Annotated in this window: 11 protein-coding genes; 6 read left to right on the forward strand and 5 right to left on the reverse strand. The window is 71.0% G+C overall.

Translation table 11 applies throughout. The features are described 5' to 3' along the window. Nucleotides 1–47 precede the first annotated feature (47 nt). From ACFRIC_RS26720 to ACFRIC_RS26730, 3 genes are all read left to right on the forward strand, one after another. On the forward strand, nucleotides 48–1,643 hold the full coding sequence (locus ACFRIC_RS26720) for a glycosyltransferase family 2 protein (protein ID WP_382790359.1): 1,596 nt from the start codon (nucleotides 48–50) through the stop codon (nucleotides 1,641–1,643). 118 nt (nucleotides 1,644–1,761) lie between these two features. Beyond that, on the forward strand, nucleotides 1,762–2,742 hold the full coding sequence (galE, locus tag ACFRIC_RS26725) for a UDP-glucose 4-epimerase GalE (RefSeq protein ID WP_382790361.1): 981 nt from the start codon (nucleotides 1,762–1,764) through the stop codon (nucleotides 2,740–2,742). A gap of 95 nt (nucleotides 2,743–2,837) precedes the next feature. After that, nucleotides 2,838–3,797, forward strand: a complete 960-nt coding sequence (locus ACFRIC_RS26730) for an ADP-ribosylglycohydrolase family protein (protein WP_382790364.1) — start codon at nucleotides 2,838–2,840, stop codon at nucleotides 3,795–3,797. A gap of 82 nt (nucleotides 3,798–3,879) precedes the next feature. On the opposite strand, the gene ACFRIC_RS26735 is transcribed toward ACFRIC_RS26730, so the two are convergent. Further along, entirely contained in the window at nucleotides 3,880–4,536 is a 657-nt protein-coding gene (locus ACFRIC_RS26735; protein WP_382790367.1) for a TetR/AcrR family transcriptional regulator, read from the reverse strand. A gap of 172 nt (nucleotides 4,537–4,708) precedes the next feature. On the opposite strand from ACFRIC_RS26735, the gene ACFRIC_RS26740 reads away from it, so the two are divergent. Both ACFRIC_RS26740 and ACFRIC_RS26745 read left to right on the forward strand, forming a co-directional pair. Beyond that, nucleotides 4,709–5,629 (forward strand): ABC transporter permease, encoded by a 921-nt coding sequence (locus ACFRIC_RS26740; protein ID WP_382790370.1) that lies wholly within the window; start codon nucleotides 4,709–4,711, stop codon nucleotides 5,627–5,629. Between the two features lie 34 nt (nucleotides 5,630–5,663). After that, the gene (locus ACFRIC_RS26745; RefSeq protein WP_382790481.1) at nucleotides 5,664–6,467 is read left to right on the forward strand and encodes an ABC transporter ATP-binding protein; all 804 of its coding nucleotides are present in this window, start codon (nucleotides 5,664–5,666) and stop codon (nucleotides 6,465–6,467) included. Between the two features lie 162 nt (nucleotides 6,468–6,629). Here the strand turns inward: ACFRIC_RS26745 and ACFRIC_RS26750 are convergent, their stop codons facing one another. The 4 genes from ACFRIC_RS26750 to ACFRIC_RS26765 all read right to left on the reverse strand — a co-directional run bounded on the left by ACFRIC_RS26750 (nucleotide 6,630) and on the right by ACFRIC_RS26765 (nucleotide 16,375). Next, entirely contained in the window at nucleotides 6,630–7,778 is a 1,149-nt protein-coding gene (locus tag ACFRIC_RS26750) for a glycosyltransferase (protein WP_382790373.1), read from the reverse strand. Then, nucleotides 7,775–10,699 (reverse strand): CDP-glycerol glycerophosphotransferase family protein, encoded by a 2,925-nt coding sequence (locus ACFRIC_RS26755; protein ID WP_382790376.1) that lies wholly within the window; start codon nucleotides 10,697–10,699, stop codon nucleotides 7,775–7,777. The genes ACFRIC_RS26750 and ACFRIC_RS26755 overlap by 4 nt, the downstream gene beginning before the upstream one ends. Nucleotides 10,700–10,736: 37 nt before the next feature. Beyond that, entirely contained in the window at nucleotides 10,737–11,237 is a 501-nt protein-coding gene (locus ACFRIC_RS26760) for a GtrA family protein (RefSeq protein ID WP_382790378.1), read from the reverse strand. A gap of 200 nt (nucleotides 11,238–11,437) precedes the next feature. Further along, a complete protein-coding gene (locus tag ACFRIC_RS26765) occupies nucleotides 11,438–16,375 on the reverse strand; it encodes an NAD-glutamate dehydrogenase (protein WP_382790380.1) in 4,938 nt (1,645 codons plus the stop codon). Between the two features lie 626 nt (nucleotides 16,376–17,001). Here ACFRIC_RS26765 and ACFRIC_RS26770 point away from each other — a divergent pair. Then, nucleotides 17,002–17,568, forward strand: a complete 567-nt coding sequence (locus tag ACFRIC_RS26770; protein ID WP_382790383.1) for a DJ-1/PfpI family protein — start codon at nucleotides 17,002–17,004, stop codon at nucleotides 17,566–17,568. Nucleotides 17,569–17,575: the final 7 nt, after the last annotated feature.

Below are 17,575 nucleotides of genomic sequence, written 5' to 3' on the forward strand. Positions count from 1 at the left end.
TGACGGAGAATTACCCGCAATCCCTACGATTCCGGCCCGTGGATCACATGAACCCTCATCAGGCGAAGGTCAGCGTCGTCGTCATCGGGTACGACGACGCCACCCATGTGGCGGACGCGGTGCGCTCGGCGCTCGCGCAGGGTCCCGCCGTGGCCGAGGTGATCGCCGTGGACGATCGCTCGACGGACGGCAGCGCCGCCCTCCTCGACGACCTAGCCGCGGGGGAGCCGCGCCTGAGGGTGATCCACCGGCCGGTCAACAGCGGCGGCTGCGGCAGTCCGCGCAACGACGGCATCGACGCGGCCGCCGCCCCGTACGTGATGTTCCTGGACAGCGACGACGTCCTGCCGGCCGGCGCGGTGGACGCGCTCCTCGGCGCCGCCGAGGAACACGACGTCGAGGTCGCCGCCGGGCTCTGCGTACGCCGGGAACTGCCCTCGGGCCGCGAGGTCCCCTGGGAACGAGCCCTCTACGCGCGGGCCGCCCTGATATCCCGCCCCGCGCGCCGCCTCCGCCTCGCCCACGACACCCTCTGCGTCAACAAGCTGTACCGCACCGGCTTCCTGCGCGAGCACGGCATCCGCTTCCCCGAAGGCCACTACCCCTACGAGGACTTCGTGTTCACCGCGCGGGTGCTGGCCGCCGCGCCGCGCATCGCGCTGATCCCCGACACGGTCTACGTCTGGCACGTACGGCGCACCGCGGAGCGCCTGTCCATCTCGCTCGACCGCTCCGGCATCGACAACTGGCGGGCCCGCACCGAGGCGAACCGGGCCGCGTACGAGATCCTCCTGGGCGCCGGGGAGAAAGGGCTCGCGCGGGCCGTGCGGGCCAAGTTCCTAGACCACGAACTGCGCATGTACACGCGCGAACTGGAACAGCGCTCCCCCGGCTACCGCGGCGCCTGGTGGGACCACACCCGGGCCTATCTGGCGACGTTCGACGCGGCCGACCTCGGCGTCAATCCCTCGGCCCCCGGCCGTCTCGTCGCCCGTGTGATCCTCGCCTGCCCCGCCCCGCGCGACCTGCCCCGCCTGAGGGAACTCGCCGCCCGTCCGGCCCGGCTGCTCCCGCCCTACCCCCGCGACAGCGACGGCGTCCCCGTATGGTCCGCGGATCTCCCCGAGGTGACCCTGGAGCACTTCCTGGACCGGCCCGCCCATCTGCTGCCCGCCGCCGTCGACGCGGAACTGCGCCCCCGTGCTCGGGGCACCCGGCTGCGGCTGCGCCTGCACGAGATGTACGGGCGGATGGCCGCGGCCGGTCCCGCCTCGGTGGAACTGGCGTTCGTCCACCGGGAGGAGGGGCGGGTGGGCCTGAGCGGCACGGCGCACCTGGTGGCCGACCGGTACGGAGACTCCTGGTGCGCGGAGACGCCGGTGAAGCTGTCCGCCCTGGGCGCGGGCGTGTGGGATCTGCGCCTGGTCGTGCGCTTTCACGACGGTACGAGCCGGGAGGTGTCCGCGCACGCGCTCGGCGGCCCGGGGCTGCTGCGCCGCCGCGCGGTCGCCGACCCCCACCACGGCGTTCTCCTCGTACAGCCCTACCGGACGCACGCGGGGGCGCTGGGGCTGCGGACGGCGTCCGGCGTGCGGGGCGTGACCGCGGTGGTGTCCCGCAGGCTCCGCCGCCTGCTTCACTGATACGCGGACGCGGAGACGCGAGGCGCGGACGCGGACACCGTCCCGCGCGCCCGCCCCTCCCCGGCCGCAGACGCACGGTCCGGCACCACGGACTCACTCACGAGGGGAACGGCCGCACATGACCTGGCTGATCACCGGCGGCGCCGGCTACATCGGAGCGCACGTCGTCCGCGCGCTGCGCGAGGCGGGCGAACAGGCCGTGGTCTACGACGACCTGTCCACGGGGATCGCGGAGCGGGTGCCGTCGGACGTTCCGCTGGTGGTCGGCTCGACCCTGGACGGCGACCTGCTGGCCCGGACGCTCACGGAGCACTCGGTCACCGGTGTCGTCCACCTGGCGGCGAAGAAGCAGGTCGGCGAATCGGTGGACCTGCCCCTGCACTACTACCGGGAGAACGTCGAGGGCCTGCGCGTCCTGCTGGAGGCCGTGACCGCGGCCTCCGTGACGGCGTTCGTCTTCTCGTCCTCGGCCGCGGTGTACGGCATGCCGGACGTGGACCTGGTGACGGAGGAGACACCCTGCGCGCCGATGAGCCCCTACGGTGAGACGAAGCTGGCGGGCGAGTGGCTGGTGCGCGCCACCGGCCGCGCGACGGGTCTGTCGACGGCCTGTCTGCGCTACTTCAACGTGGCGGGCGCGGCGGCCCCGGAGCTGGCCGACACCGGCGTCTTCAACCTCGTCCCCATGGTCTTCGAGAAGCTGACCGACGACGCGGCGCCGCGCGTCTTCGGCGACGACTACCCGACCCCGGACGGCACCTGCGTGCGCGACTACATCCACGTGGTCGACCTGGCCGAGGCGCACGTGGCCGCGGCCCGCGCCCTGACGGCCTCCCCCGGGACCTCCCTGACCCTCAACATCGGCCGCGGCGAGGGGGTTTCGGTGCGCGAGATGATCGACCGCATCAACGCGCTCACCGGCTACGACCGCCCCCCGGTCACCACCCCGCGCCGCCCCGGCGACCCGGCCCGCGTCGTCGCCTCCGCCGACCGCGCCGCCGACGAACTGGGCTGGAAGGCCCGCCACGACGTCGACGACATGATCACCTCAGCCTGGACAGGCTGGCTCCACCACCACCCGCACGCGAGCCGTCACTGAGGCCTGCCGCTCGGATCGGCCGTCGCGGCGACGACCGGCCGGAGGTCCCGGCGCCCTCTGACGGGCCCCCCTCCCCTCCCCCGTACGCTCGCCGCATGACGGCCACCGGCACCATCCTCGGCTCCGCGGTGGGCGACGCCCTCGGCGCACCGTTCGAGTTCGGCCCGGAAGGCGCGTTCACCCGTCGCTTCCCGGTACCCGGGCAGGACGGCGAGATGTGCGGGGGCGGCGGCTGGGACCCGGGCGAGGCGACCGACGACACGCAGATGGCCGTCCTGGTCGGCGAGTCACTGCTCCACCACGGCCGCCTCGAACTCCCCGACCTCTTCGACCGGTTCAGGCGCTGGGCGGCGGCCGACCCGAAGGACATCGGTCTGCAGACCGAGGCGGTCCTGACGAGCGGCGACCCCTGGGACCTGGCGGCCGCCCTGCACTTCCAGAGCAACCAACGCGGCGCCGGGAACGGCTCGTTGATGCGGGCGTCGACGTCCGCCGTGTTCTTCGCCCCGCACGGCCGGGACGCCACGATGTCCGCCGCGCGCCGCATCGCCGCCCTGACCCACGGCGACCGTGCCGCCTGGGAGGGCACGGCGATCCTTCACGAACTGATCCGCGTGGCCCTGCTCGGACAAGACCCCCTCGCCGCGCTCCCTGACACCCTCGACGCCGTCCACCCGGACCACCGGGCTCGCTACGCCACGGTCCTGGCCCGCGACTGGCACCCCGATCGGGCGACCGAGTTCAACGGAGCCGTGTGGCCCTGTCTCGGCTCGGCCGTGTGGGCCGTGCGGACCACGGACTCCTTCGAGGACGCCGTCCGCGCGGCGGTCGACCTCGGCGGCGACACGGACACCGTCGCGGCGGTGACGGGTGCCCTCGCGGGGGCGGTGTACGGCGAGGGCGCCGTGCCCGGGCGCTGGAGCGAGCCGCTGCACGTGCCCCTGCCGGGTTTCGACGGGAGGGTCCTGCGGGCCGCCGAACTGACGGATCTCGCGGTCCGGCTCTCCGGGGAGCGGCCCGACAGGGAGCGGCCGGCCCGGCGGGACCCGGCCTGAGCGGGATCGCCGAGGCCGCCGAGCCGCAAGCGCCGAGCTCACCGGGCCGGGGTGCCGGGGTCGCCGGTCCGGGGCACCCGGGTCAGAGCGCCTTCAGGGCTGCCGCTGTCGCTCGGGCCAGGCTGGCCAGGTAGCCCTTCGGGACCTTCGGGCCGCGGACGACGACCGCGCGCCAGTACAGCGGGCCCGACATCAGGTCCAGGGCGAGTTCGACGTCGACGCCCCCGCGGATCTCGCCCCGCTCGACGGCCGACGCGACGATCCCGCTCGCCACCGACTGCTGGCCCTCCCGCAGCGCCGCCTGCATCGCGTCCGCGATCTCGGGGTTGCGGGCCGCCTCGGCCTGGAGGTCGGGGATGATCTGGCCGGCCACCGGGTGCCGCAGGGCGCGCGAGGTGACCTCGTACAGCAGCCGCAGGTCTCCCTCCAGGGAGCCGGTGTCCGGCGCGGGCAGTCCCTGGACCGCGATCGCCGAGACCAGGTCGAGCACGAGATGGAGCTTGGAGCGCCAGCGCCGGTACACCGCGGTCTTGCCCACGCCCGCGCGGCGGGCGATGCCCTCGATGGACATCCGGGCGTAGCCGACGGAGGCGAGCTCCTCGAAGACGGCGGCGCGGATCGCCTCGGTCACGTCCTCGCGGAGGACGGCCGCACCGGCGGGAGCCCGGCGGCGCCTGGGCTTTCCGTCGGCAGGCGCGGGCGTGGCGGCACTCGCGGCTGTGTCGGCGTTCGTCGTCATACGGACCAGCATAGGGCGTTACGACGAAACGGTTGCGTTCCGACGTCGACTGGGCCTACTCTCGCGTTACGACGATACGGTCCCGTCCCGACGCAAGAAAACGGCAAGAAACACCGTCGGAAACATCCGGGACCGACCGCGCGCCCCCACCCCCCGAGCGAAAGCAACGGATGTGAGCCAGGTCCTCAACACACCGCCCCCGACAGCGTCACCGGTCTCCCCCACCGACGACGCCGCGGCCATCGCCGCCCGGTACGGCCTCACCGTCAGCGGCGCGCGCCCGAGCCTGCCCGCGTACGTCCGCCAGCTCTGGGCGCGACGCCACTTCATCACCGCGTTCGCCACCGCCAAGCTCACCTCGCAGTACAGCCAGGCCAAGCTGGGCCAGGTGTGGCAGGTGATGACCCCGCTGCTGAACGCGGCGGTCTACTACTTCATCTTCGGCGTGCTGCTCGGCACCAAGCACGGCGTGCCGGACTACATCCCGTTCCTGGTCACCGGCGTCTTCATCTGGACCTTCACGCAGAGCTCGATCATGGCGGGCACCCGGGCGATCTCCGGCAGCCTCGGCCTGGTCCGCGCCCTGCACTTCCCGCGTGCCGCGCTCCCGGTGTCGTACGCGATCCAGCAGCTCCAGCAGCTCCTGTTCTCGATGGCCGCGCTGGTCGTCATCCTGCTCTGCTTCGGCGTTCCGGTCTCGGCCTCGTGGCTGCTGGCGGTCCCCGTGCTGGTGCTCCAGTTCACGTTCAACGCGGGCGTCGCGATGATCATGGCCCGGATGGGCGCCAAGACCCCCGACATCGCGCAGCTCATGCCGTTCGTCCTGCGCACCTGGATGTACGTCTCGGGCGTCATGTGGAGCATCGACAAGGTGCTCAGCCACAACAGCCTCCCCCACTGGGCGACGGTCGCGCTGGAGAGCAACCCGGCGGCCGTCTACATCGACCTGATGCGCTTCTCGCTGATCGACAGCTTCCACGCGCACCAGCTCCCGCACCACGTCTGGGCACTGGCAGTGGGCTGGGCACTGGTCGCGGGCGTCGGCGGCTTCATCTACTTCTGGAAGGCTGAGGAGACGTACGGCCGTGGCTGACATCATCACGCAGGACACCGAGCCGCAGGACGCCGTGAGCGCGGCGGCGGCCGCCCCCGCGGCCGACGCGGAGCGCATCCCGACCGTCATCGCCGACCGCGTCGACATCGTGTACCGCGTCAACGGCACCGGTGCCGGACGGGGCAGCGCCACCGCCGCGCTCAACCGCATCCTGCGCCGCAAGCAGTCCGAGAAGGCGTCGGGCGTCCGCAAGGTCCACGCGGTCAAGTGCGTGTCCTTCACCGCCTACCGCGGCGAGGCCATCGGCCTGATCGGCACCAACGGCTCCGGCAAGTCCACGCTACTCAAGGCGGTCGCGGGCCTGCTCCCGGTGGAGAACGGCAGGATCTACACCGACGGCCAGCCCTCGCTGCTCGGCGTGAACGCGGCCCTGATGAACGACCTCACCGGCGAGCGGAACGTCTACCTCGGCGGCCTCGCCATGGGCATGTCCCGCGAGCAGGTCAAGGAGCGCTACCAGGAGATCGTCGACTTCTCCGGCATCAACGAGAAGGGCGACTTCATCACCCTGCCGATGCGGACGTACTCCTCCGGCATGTCGGCCCGGCTGCGCTTCTCCATCGCGGCGGCCAAGGACCACGACGTCCTGATGATCGACGAGGCCCTCGCGACCGGCGACCGCTCCTTCCAGAAGCGCTCCGAGGCCCGCATCCGCGAGCTGCGCAAGACCGCGGGCACGGTGTTCCTGGTCAGCCACAACAACAAGTCCATCCGCGACACCTGCGACCGCGTGCTGTGGCTGGAGCGCGGCGAGCTGCGCATGGACGGACCGACCGCGGACGTCCTCAAGGAGTACGAGAAGTTCACGGGCAAGTAGGCACGTGCGGTACACCGGGGCGGGGCCTTCGACGGCTCCGCCCCGGGCTCGTCCCGGCTCGTTCCCGCTCGTCGCGGCTCGTCCCGGCTCGTTCCCGCTCGTCGCGGCTGGTCGCGGCTCGTTCCCGCTCGTCGCGGCTCGCTCCGGCCCGTGCCCGTCCGTTCAGCGCTCCAGGAACGTGAACAGCTCCTCCCAGCGGCGGACGACCTCCTGCGTCGTGAAGCGCTGCACGTTCGCGCGCGCCGCGTCGCCCATGGAGTCCCGCAGCGCCTTGTCGGACATCAGCGTGTCCAGCCGGCGGGCCAGCTCACCGGTGTTGCCGAGGGTGGCCAGCAGTCCGTCCTCGCCGTCCCGGACGATCTCGTGGACGCCGGGCGCGCAGTCGAAGGCGGCGCACGGCAGCCCGGCGGCCATCGCCTCCATGAGGGCGAGCGGGAAGCCCTCGCCGCGCGAGGAGAGCACGAAGACCGAGCCGCCGCGCAGCGCGCCCGGCACGTCGCTCGTCCGGCCCATCCAGTCGACCGACTCGTCGAGCCCGAGCGCGGTGCACTGCTTCCTCAGGATCTCCTCGTCCTCGCCCGAGCCGTAGATCCGCAGCCGCCAGTCGGGGTGGAGCGGGGCCACCTCGGCCCAGGCGTCGAGGAGCATGTCGATGCCCTTCTGGTCGGTCAGCCGCCCCACGCTGACGACGGCGTTCCCGGTGCGCGGCGAGGGCACCTCGGGCATGAACGGAAGGGGGTTCGGCATGAAGGAAGCGTTGTTCATGCCCTGTCCGATCCACAGGTCGGCGTCCTCACGGGTGAGCGCGAGCATCCGGTCCACGTCCTTGTAGTGCTTGAGGACCCGGCGGAACCGCGAGGTCGTCCGCGAGTACTCGTACGACTCGTGGCTCATCCCGATGACGGTCATGCCGCCGGTGTCGGCGAGCTCCACCCATTCCATGGCCCACACCTGGGTGACGATCACGACGGCACCCGGGCGCGCGGCCCGGAACAGCGCGGTCAGCTCGGCGGCCTTGTCGCGCATGCCCGCCGCCCGCTCGGCGCGCAGCCTCCGCTCCGCGAGGTCGAGCCGCCCCCTCAGGCCGCGCGCCGGTCCGATCCGGGGCGGGTGGACGTCGTACAACGTCGTCGTGGGGTACGGGAGTTCACCCAGCTCCTGCGGGACGGCGGGCTCAGTGACGCCCACGACGTGCACGCGGTGACCGCGTTCGGTGAAGAGCCGGGCCATCTGGTGCGACCAGCTCGTCACCCCGCCCAGTTCGTCGACGCTGTTGGAGACGAAGAAGATGTCCCGCCGCGGGTCGGTCATCCGTGCCTCCAGTGCGCGAAGAACTGGTCGACGACGCTGCGGGCCGCCGTCCCCTTGTCGTACTCGCCGAAGTCGGCGAGGAACTGCTCGCGCCGGGGCGCGTACTTGACGCGCTGTTCCTCCAGCGAGCCGAGGACGGCGTGCAGTTCGTCCTCGGTCCGCACCACCGGCCCCGGCGCCCGCTCCAGCAGGTCGAAGTAGGTTCCGCGGTCCTCGTGCACGTACGCGTCGTAGTCGTAGGCGAAGAAGAACATCGGGCGGTCGAGGAGCGCGTAGTCGAACATCACCGACGAGTAGTCGGTGATCAGCCCGTCGGCGAGGGCGAGCAGCGGGGTCATGTCGTGGTGGGCCGTGACGTCGACGACCCGGCCGCGCACGGACGGCGGGAGCACGACGTGGTTCAGGTAGTGGGAGCGGATCAGCAGGACGTAGCGGTCGCCGAAGGTGTCGGCGAAGCGCTCGACGTCGAAGGGCAGCTCGAACCGCTTCTTCCCGTTGCCGCGGCTGCGGAACGTGGGCGCGTACAGGAGGATCTGCCGGTCGTCGGGGATGCCCAGCTCCACCGCCAGCGGGCCGCGCTCGCGCCCGGCGCCGGCCGCCTCCCGCTGCCTGGCCCGCACGAGCGCGTCGTTGCGCGGGTATCCGACCCGCAGCAGGGTCCGCTCCTTCAGCCGGAACGCCCGCGCGAGGGTGCGCACGTCGTGCTCGGAGCGGATGAGGAAGCGGTCGAAGCGGTCCAGCACCTTCTGCTGTTCGGCCTGCGCCTCACGGGACTTCAGTTTCCATTCGGCCTCGTCGAAGCCCATCCGCTTGAGCGCGGAGCCGTGCCACGTCTGGAGGTACGTCGTGCCGGGCCGTTTGGTCAGTTTCAGCGGGTAGCTCTGGTTGTCGACCCAGAACTCGGCCTGCGCGAGCGCCCGGAGGTAGGGCAGCGACCAGCGGCGTACGAGGGTGGCGTCGTCCGGGAATCCGGCCGGGCTGTCGGTGTACGACCAGACGGGCTCGAACTCCAGCCCCTGGCGGCGCATCTCCTCGTAGATCGCCCGGGGGCTGTCGCTGTACTGCCGGCCCAGATGGCTCTCGAAGACGACGAGCCCCTTACGGACGGGCAGCCGGCTGAACACCTCGTGGTAGATACGGATCTTGGTCTCGCCGGAGGTGAGGTCCTTGCGCAGGGAACGGGCCTTGCGGTAGCCGCTCTTGGCGAGGGTGACGGCCCGGCCGTGCACGCCGCGCTGCACGACGAGGTTCGCCTTCTTGTCGGGGACCAGCCGGAAGGACAGGTGTCCGCGTGAGGACACGACCGGCTCCATGCGGTCCGCGACCAGCCTGGTGAGCCGCGGCCGGACGGGCAACCGCCCGGCGGCCAGCCCCGGTTCAGCCGCGGTGAGCCGCGTGGTGGTGCGCACACCGTCGACGTCGAGGTGGAGCCGTACGTCCCACACGGCGTCCACGATGCCCAGCGGCCGTACGGCCAGGAGGTTCGCCGCCCCCTCCCAGGCGACGGTCTCACCCGCGTGCCACACGTGGGCCACCGGGAAGCGGAAGGTCTGGAAGCGCACTCCGCGGCGCCGGGCGTAGAACTCCAGCTCGCCGGTGAGCCGGGCGCCGGGCGGGATCACCCCGAGCGGGTTGGTGACGCGCCCGGCGAGCCGGACGGTGCCGCCGGTGCTCTCGTACGAGGTCAGCGTGTTGCGCAGGAACATCCGGTCGACCGGCTTGATGTGGTGGCCGAGGTCGGTGACGTCCAGGACATGCCGGCCGAAGGGGTCGTCGAGATGCTCGGCGCACCAGTACACGCGGCCGTCGCGCTCGACGAGCGGCGAGGAGATCTTGTCGCGGTTGGTGAGCGTGTCCACGGCGGGCAGCAGGTTGTCCCAGTCGCTCACCTGGAGGAGATAGGCGCAGATGGCCTGGATGGGTTCGGTCTCGTCGAAGGCGGCGCGGTCGATCGACTCCAGGTACCGCCGGGCGATCGCCGCGAACTCCTCGCGGAAGGCCGCGTCGCGGAAGGGCAGTTCCCGCAGGTGCAGGACGAGGTCGTGCTTGAGGAACTTGACGTCCTTGGCGAACTTCAGCTCCAGGAGGCCCTTTTCCGCGAGGAGTTGGTCGACCCTGCGGTGGATCTCCATGCGGTGCGTGAAGTTGGCGATCTCGTCACGCCGGTTGCTGATGGACTTCGCGGCCGCCTTGTCCGCGACCCTCCAGTCGTAGACCCGGTTGGGGATGAGGGTGATGCGGCGGGCGGTGGCGTAGGCCTGGGCGGAGAACAGCAGGTCCTCGTAGTGGATGCCGACCGGGAAGCGCAGGCCCTCGTCGAGCAGGAACCGTCTGCGGTAGCACTTGTTGGTCGACAGGGTGTCGAAGACCAGCAGGTCGGGCAGTTCGGAGATCGACTCCAGGGTGCGGGTGCGCTGGTACAGCCAGGGGTACCACTTGACCTCCTTGCGCGTGCGCGCGTCGACGTGCACGCGTACGCACAGGCCGGAGACCAGGTCGGCGCCGGTGGACTCCGCGGCCTCCAGCATGTTGCGGCAGGCGTTGCGCTCCAGGACGTCGTCGCTGTCGAGGAAGACGACGTAGGTGCCGCGGGCCTCGGTGATGCCGCGGTTGCGGGGGGCGCCGCAGCCGCCGCTGTTCTCGGGCAGCCGGCAGGCGCGGACCCGGTCGGGGTGCGCCGCGGCCAGCCCGCGCGCCACCTCGTACGAGCCGTCGGTGCTCCGGTCGTCGACGACGATCACCTCGACGTCGCGCAGCGTCTGGTCCAGGACGGAACGCACGGCCGTGGGCAGCCGGGCGGCGTCGTTGTAGACGATGACGACCACGGAGACGGCAGGTCTCCTGGGCGCGGACCCGGTGGACGCGCGGTGCTCGGCGGACGTGCGGCGCTCGGCGGACGCGCGAGGCTGATCCTCATTCATCCTATTAATCGTAGTGAGTGCGGACCGTTTTGGGGCGCTATCGCCCGTTCTTCGCGTGTTGGAACACCCACGTCCGGTACACCACGAAGCGGAACGCCGAGGCCAGGACGATCGACAGCGCCTTGGCGATGTTCGAGCCGAGCGGGCCGCTCATGCCGAGCCCCTGATAGCCGGCATAGAACAGGACGCTCTCCATGGCGACGCCGAGCCCGCTGAACGCGAAGAAGAGGACGATCTGGCGCCGGGTGCGCGAGGCCCGGTCCCGGTAGGCGAAGTAGCGGAAGCCGAGGTAGTTCGTCCCCATGGCGACACAGCTCGCGACCACCGTGGCGGCCATCGGGGCCCACCTGAGGCCGTGCAGCGCAAGATTGAAGAAGAGGATGTTGACGGCGACCCCGCTGCCGCCGACGACGGCGAACCGGGCGACCTCCAGGGCGAGCCGGCGGGCCCTCGGGACACTCGGGACGGAGCGGGGGCGGACGACGGGGGCGGGCAGGGTCGCGAGGGGAGCCCGGCCCTCGGAGAGATGCACTGTCACGGGTCCGGATCCTCCACAGGTCTGTCCGTCGGTCGAGGCCACCTTAAGCTAAATGTCCTATTTACCAGGTATAGGTAAATCGCGAGCCGGAGTTTCTTCGGAGAATCACCGGAAACGGGCAAGAACCCCGCCTCCCGCGCACACGGAACGGGGGCGCCCCGAGCCATGACCGGCTCGGGGCGCCCCCGTTCACGTACCGCTCAGGAATGCGAGCGCAGCAGCGTCCGCATCGTCCGCATCGCCACCGACAGGTTGGCGAGGTCGAACGAGTCCGAGCCCTGGATCTCCTCCAGGGTCGTGCGGGCCCGGCCGAGGATCGCCGTGTTCTTCTCCTGCCAGGCCTCGAAGCGCTGCTCGGGAGTGGAGGTACCGTCGCCCGCCGCCAGGACGTCGGCGGTCAGGGCCGCGTGGGCCGCGTACAGGTCCTCGCGGATCGACGCGCGGGCCATGGACTGCCAGCGGTCGGCGCGCGGCAGCTCGATGATGCGGTCCATCAGCTGCGTGATGCCGAGACGGTCGGCGAGGTCGTAGTAGACCTCGGCGACGGCCATCGGGTCCTGGCCCGTGCGGTCGGCCACCGAGACGATGTCCAGCGCCGGGAAGGCGGAGGAGAACCCGGCCACGCGGGTGGCGAGTTCGTCCGGCACACCGGCGTCCGACAGCTCGTCGTAGATCTGCTGGTACCACTCCAGATCCGCGCCGCGGACCAGCTTGGGCAGCTCCGACCAGACCTGCTCCACACGGTCGCTGAAGAAGCTGATCGTCTCGGCGAGCTGGAGCGGCTGCGGCCGGTTGTTGAGCAGCCAGCGCGTGCCGCGCTCCACGAGGCGGCGCGAGTGCAGCCGGATCCGGGTCTGCACGTCGGCGGCGACGGAGTTGTCGAGCGCCTCCACCGCGTCCCACACCGCGCTGGAGTTGAAGATCGCGCGGGCCGCGGTCTGGGCCCGGACGATCTCCTCCAGCGAGGCGCCCGTCTCCTCGCGCAGACGGTGCAGGAAGCTCGTACCGCCCGTGTTGACCGTGTCGTTGACCAGGACGGTCGTCACGATCTCCCGGCTCAGCGCGTGCCCCTCGATCTGCTCGCGGAACTGGTCGCGCAGCGCCGTCGGGAAGTACGCGAGCAGCAGGCTCTGCAGATACGGGTCGTCGGGCAGCGAGGTGGCGAGCAGCTCGACGGAGACCGTGATCTTCGTGTACGCGAGCAGGACCGCCGTCTCGGGACCGGTCAGACCCTGGCCGGCGTTGAGCCGCTCGCGGATCTGGCGCTCGGTGGGCAGGAACTCCAGGGCCCGGTCGAGGTGCCCCTCGCGGACCAGGTGGCGCAGGAAGCGCTGCTGGGCGTGGAGCATGCTCGGGGACTGGGCCAGCGCGTTGGAGATCGCCACGTTCTGCGCGTAGTTGTTGCGCAGGACCAGGGCGCCGACCTCGTCGGTCATCTCGGCGAGCAGCTTGTTGCGCTGCTTGACGGTCAGATCGCCGTTGGCCACCACCGCGTTGAGCAGGATCTTGATGTTCACCTCGTGGTCGGAGGTGTCCACACCGGCGCTGTTGTCGATGGCGTCGGTGTTGATCCTGCCGCCGTGCTGGGCGAACTCGATCCGGCCGAGCTGGGTCAGACCCAGGTTGCCGCCCTCGCCGACGACCTTGACGCGCAGGTCGGCGCCGTCGACACGGATCGCGTCGTTGGCCTTGTCGCCGACCTCGGCGTGCGACTCGGCGGACGACTTCACGTACGTGCCGATGCCGCCGTTCCACAGCAGGTCGACGGGCGCCTGGAGGATCGCCCGCATCAGGTCGGCCGGCGTCATCTTCACGACGTTCGACTCGATGCCGAGGACCTCGCGGATGTGCGCGTTGACCGGGATGGCCTTGGCGCTGCGCGGGAAGACGCCGCCACCGGCCGAGATCAGCTCGGTGTCGTAGTCCGCCCACGAGGAGCGCGGCAGCTCGAACAGACGGCGGCGCTCGGCGTACGAGGTGGCCGCGTCCGGGGTCGGGTCGATGAAGATGTGCCGGTGGTCGAACGCGGCGACCAGGCGGATGTGCTCGGAGAGCAGCATGCCGTTGCCGAACACGTCGCCGGACATGTCGCCGACGCCGACCACGGTGAAGTCCTGCGTCTGGGTGTTGACGCCGAGCTCCCGGAAGTGCCGCTTCACGGACTCCCAGGCACCGCGGGCGGTGATGCCCATCTTCTTGTGGTCGTAGCCGGCCGAGCCACCGGAGGCGAACGCGTCGCCGAGCCAGAAGTCGTACGACTGGGCGACCTCGTTGGCGATGTCCGAGAACGTCGCCGTGCCCTTGTCGGCGGCGACCACGAGGTAGGTGTCGTCCTCGTCGTGCCGGACGACGTCGGCGGGCGGGACGATCTCGCCGGCCACCATGTTGTCGGTGATGTCGAGCAGCGCGGAGATGAAGGTCCGGTAGCTGCGGATGCCCTCGGCCAGCCACGCGTCGCGGTCCACGGACGGGTCGGGGAGCTGCTTGGCGACGAAGCCGCCCTTGGCGCCGACCGGCACGATGACGGTGTTCTTGACCATCTGCGCCTTGACCAGGCCGAGGATCTCCGTACGGAAGTCCTCACGCCGGTCGGACCAGCGCAGACCGCCGCGCGCGACCTTGCCGAAGCGCAGGTGCACGCCCTCGACGCGGGGCGAGTACACCCAGATCTCGAACGCCGGGCGCGGCGCCGGGAGGTCGGGGATGGCCGTCGGGTCGAACTTCATCGAGACGTACTCGTGCGGCTTGCCGTCGGCAGCCTGCTGGAAGAAGTTCGTGCGCAGGGTGGCCTTGATCAGGTGGAGGAAGGACCGCAGGATCCGGTCCTCGTCCAGCGAGGCGACCTGGTCGAGGGCCGCGTCCAGCTCCTCGAGCAGCGCGTCGGTGAGTTCGACCCCGGCGCGCTGGCGCTCCGGCGACATCCGCGCCTCGAACAGCGAGACGAGCAGCCGGGTGGTGTGGACGTTGTTGCGGAGGGTGTCCTCCATGTAGTCCTGGCTGAACGTGGAGCCGGCCTGGCGCAGGTACTTCGCGTAGGCGCGCAGCACCATCGACTGCCGCCAGTTCAGCCCGGCGCTCAGCACGAGGGCGTTGAAGCCGTCGTTCTCGGCCTGGCCGGTCCAGGTGGCGGCGAACGCCTCCTGGAACCGCTCGCGGCCGTCGTCGCCGAGGTAGTCGCCGTTGCCGTTCAGGGACTTGGGCAGGCGCAGCCCGAAGTCGTAGATCCACGCGGTCGTACGGTCCGAGCAGCGCAGTTCGTAGGGCCGCTCGTCGGTGACCTCGACGCCCATGCGGTTCAGGGCGGGCAGGACCGCGGAGAGCGAGACCTGCTCGCCGGTGCGGTAGATCTTGAAGCGGCGCTCGCCGGGCGCCGCGCCCACCGGCTCGTACAGGCTGAGCGCGAAGTCCTTGCGGGGCTCATCGCCGAGCGCCTGGAGGTGGACCAGGTCGGCGACGGCGGAACGCGGGGAGTGGTCGGCCTTGTAGCCCTCGGGGAAGGCGTTGCCGTACCGGCGCAGCAGTTCCGCGGCGCGCTCCTCGCCGCACTCGGCGGTCAGCGCCTCCGCGAAGCCGTCGGCCCAGGAACGGGCGGCCTCGACGAGGCGGGCCTCGATGCGCTCCTTGTCGGAGTCGGAGAGCTGCGGCAGCTCGGTGCCGGGCTCGACCCGGACCACGAAGTGCAGCCGGGACAGGATCGACTCGGTGTTCCAGGCCGTGAAGTCGACGCTGGTGCCGTTGAGCTCTTCCTTGAGGATGTCGATGATCCGCAGGCGCACACCGGTGGTGTAGCGGTCGCGCGGGAGGTAGACGAGGGCCGAGTAGTAGCGGCCGTACTCGTCCTGGCGCAGGTAGAGCCGCAGCCGGCGGCGCTCCTGGAGGTACAGGACGGAGGTGACGATCGCGCGGAGCTCGTCGGCGGGCGTCTGGAACAGCTCGTCGCGCGGGTACGTCTCCAGGATCTGGAGCAGATCGCGTCCGTCGTGGCTGTTGGGCGAGAACCCGGCACCGCGCAGGACCTCGTCGACCTTGCGGCGGACGACGGGCACCCGGCGCACGGACTCGGTGTACGCGGCGGAGGAGAACAGGCCCAGGAAGCGGCGCTCCCCGATGACCTCACCGTTCTCGTCGAACTTCTTGACGCCGACGTAGTCCAGGTACGAGGGCCGGTGCACGGTGGCGCGGCTGTTCGCCTTGGTCAGGACCAGCAGCTTGTGCTCGCGGGCCTTGGCCCGGGCGTCGGCGGGCAGCCGCTCGAAGGACGGGCTGACCGGGTGGCTGTCCTCGCCGTGCTGCGGGTCGGAGCGCAGGATGCCGAGCCCGGTGCCGGGGACGGCGGCCAGCGAGTCGTCGTCGCGGAGCTGGTACTCGCGGTAGCCGAGGAAGGTGAAGTGGTCGCCGGCGAGCCAGCGCAGCAGCTCACGGGCCTCCTCGACCTCCTGGTCGCGCAGATCGTCGGCGGTGGGCTCGGTGGGGAGCTCCTCGGCCATCCGCAGCGCCGCGTCGCGCATCTTCTCCCAGTCCTCGACGGCCTCACGGACGTCGGACAGGACGCGCAGCAGGTCGGCGGTGATCTGCTTCAGGTCGGCGCGGTCGGTCTCCCGGTCGATCTCGACGTGGATCCAGGACTCGACGTGCGCGTCGTGCGGCAGGTCCTCGGCGGAGGGCCGCGCGGGCAGCACCTCGATGAGCTTGCCGGTGAGGTCGCGCCGGACGACGAACTGCGGGTGGATGACGACGTGGATGCCGCGTCCCTGGCGGGACAGCTCGTTGGTCACCGAGTCCACGAGGAAGGGCATGTCGTCCGTGACCACCTCGACGACGGAGTGGCTGGAGGTCCAGCCGTTCTCCTCGACGGTGGGGGTGTGCACGCGCACGTTGGCCGTGCCCTGAGGGCGTGTCTCGGCCAGTCTGTAGTGGGAGAAGGCCGTTCCGAAGACATCGACCGGGTCGCGGTCGGTGAGGTCCTCCGGGGCCGTGTGCAGGTAGTAGCGCTGGAGGAACGCGAGCACGGTGTCCCGGTCGGGGGTGCCCTCGCCCGTCGTCCCAGTCGGTAGGTGCCCCCCGACCGGGCTGTTCTCAGCTACCCGGGCAGCCCTCTCGAGCAGCTCGGCCTTGGCTTCGTCCAGCTTGGTCTGCATTGTCCTCTGGCTCCTGTCGCGCGCCGTTGCGTGACGTTGAAGGAAATACGGTCTCGTCGCTTCCGACGCAACGCCGTGACGCGGGGTGTCCGGTCTGGTTCGACGCTATGCCGCAAGGGGAGACGAGCGGGGCGGTATCGGCCATTCTGGGCCGTCCCGGGGAGTGTGACGCCGCTCTCGCCGACGTCCGTTCCCCGGGTGCCGTCGGCGTACGGATCGCGTTGCCGTGGGCGCTCGCCGCGTTTCCGCTCGCGCACACGGCCGTCGCCGTGGTCCCGTCCCGTCCGTGAAGATCAGCGATCGACGCCCGGTCACGGATGTCGTCCGTGCGCTCCGGGCGCGGGGCAGGGGCGACGATGCCCCCGCGAGATATCGCGCTGATCACGCCACCAGGCTATCGCCCCCGACCGGGGGGTCGTCATGAGCCGTATGTGTACAAAACCGGGGGTGGAACTTTGACACTATGCACAGGGACGAACAGGGCGACGGCATGCAGTACGGGCCGACTGCGGGCTACCGTCGTCCTACGGACCGTGTTCCGCCCCTTGGCAAGAACCTCCCCCGGAGGCAGGTTGACGGGGACGGTGAACGCGACGCGCAAGGACGGCCGACGGGAGCGCAGCACCATGGCACCGAAGATCCTCATTGTCACCGGCGACGCGGCGGAATCGCTGGAGGTCCTCTACCCCTACCAGCGTCTGCTCGAAGAGGGGTACGAGGTCCACATCGCGGCCCCGACCCGCAAGAAGCTGCAGTTCGTGGTCCACGACTTCGAACCCGGCTTCGACACCTACACCGAGAAGCCCGGCTACACCTGGCCCGCGGACCTGGCGTTCGCGGAGGTCGACCCCGGAGCGTACGTCGCCCTGGTCATCCCCGGCGGGCGCGCCCCGGAGTACCTCCGCAACGACCTGGAGCTCCGCAAGATCCTGAAGTCCTTCTTCGACGCGGACAAGCCGGTGGCCCAGATCTGTCACGGGCCGCTGCTGACCGCGGCCGTGGACAGCCTGAGCGGGCGCCGCGTCACGGCCTATCCCGCGCTGGAGCTCGACATGCAGGCGGCGGGCGCGACCTTCCAGGACGCGGAGGCCGTCGTCGACGGGACGCTGGTCTCCGCCCGCGCCTGGCCGGACCACTCCGCCTGGATGCGCGAGTTCCTCAAGGTGCTGCGCTCGAAGGCCCCGGTGAGCTGACCGGGAG

The organism is Streptomyces sp. NPDC056738, from assembly GCF_042790435.1.
Lineage (GTDB): Bacteria > Actinomycetota > Actinomycetes > Streptomycetales > Streptomycetaceae > Streptomyces.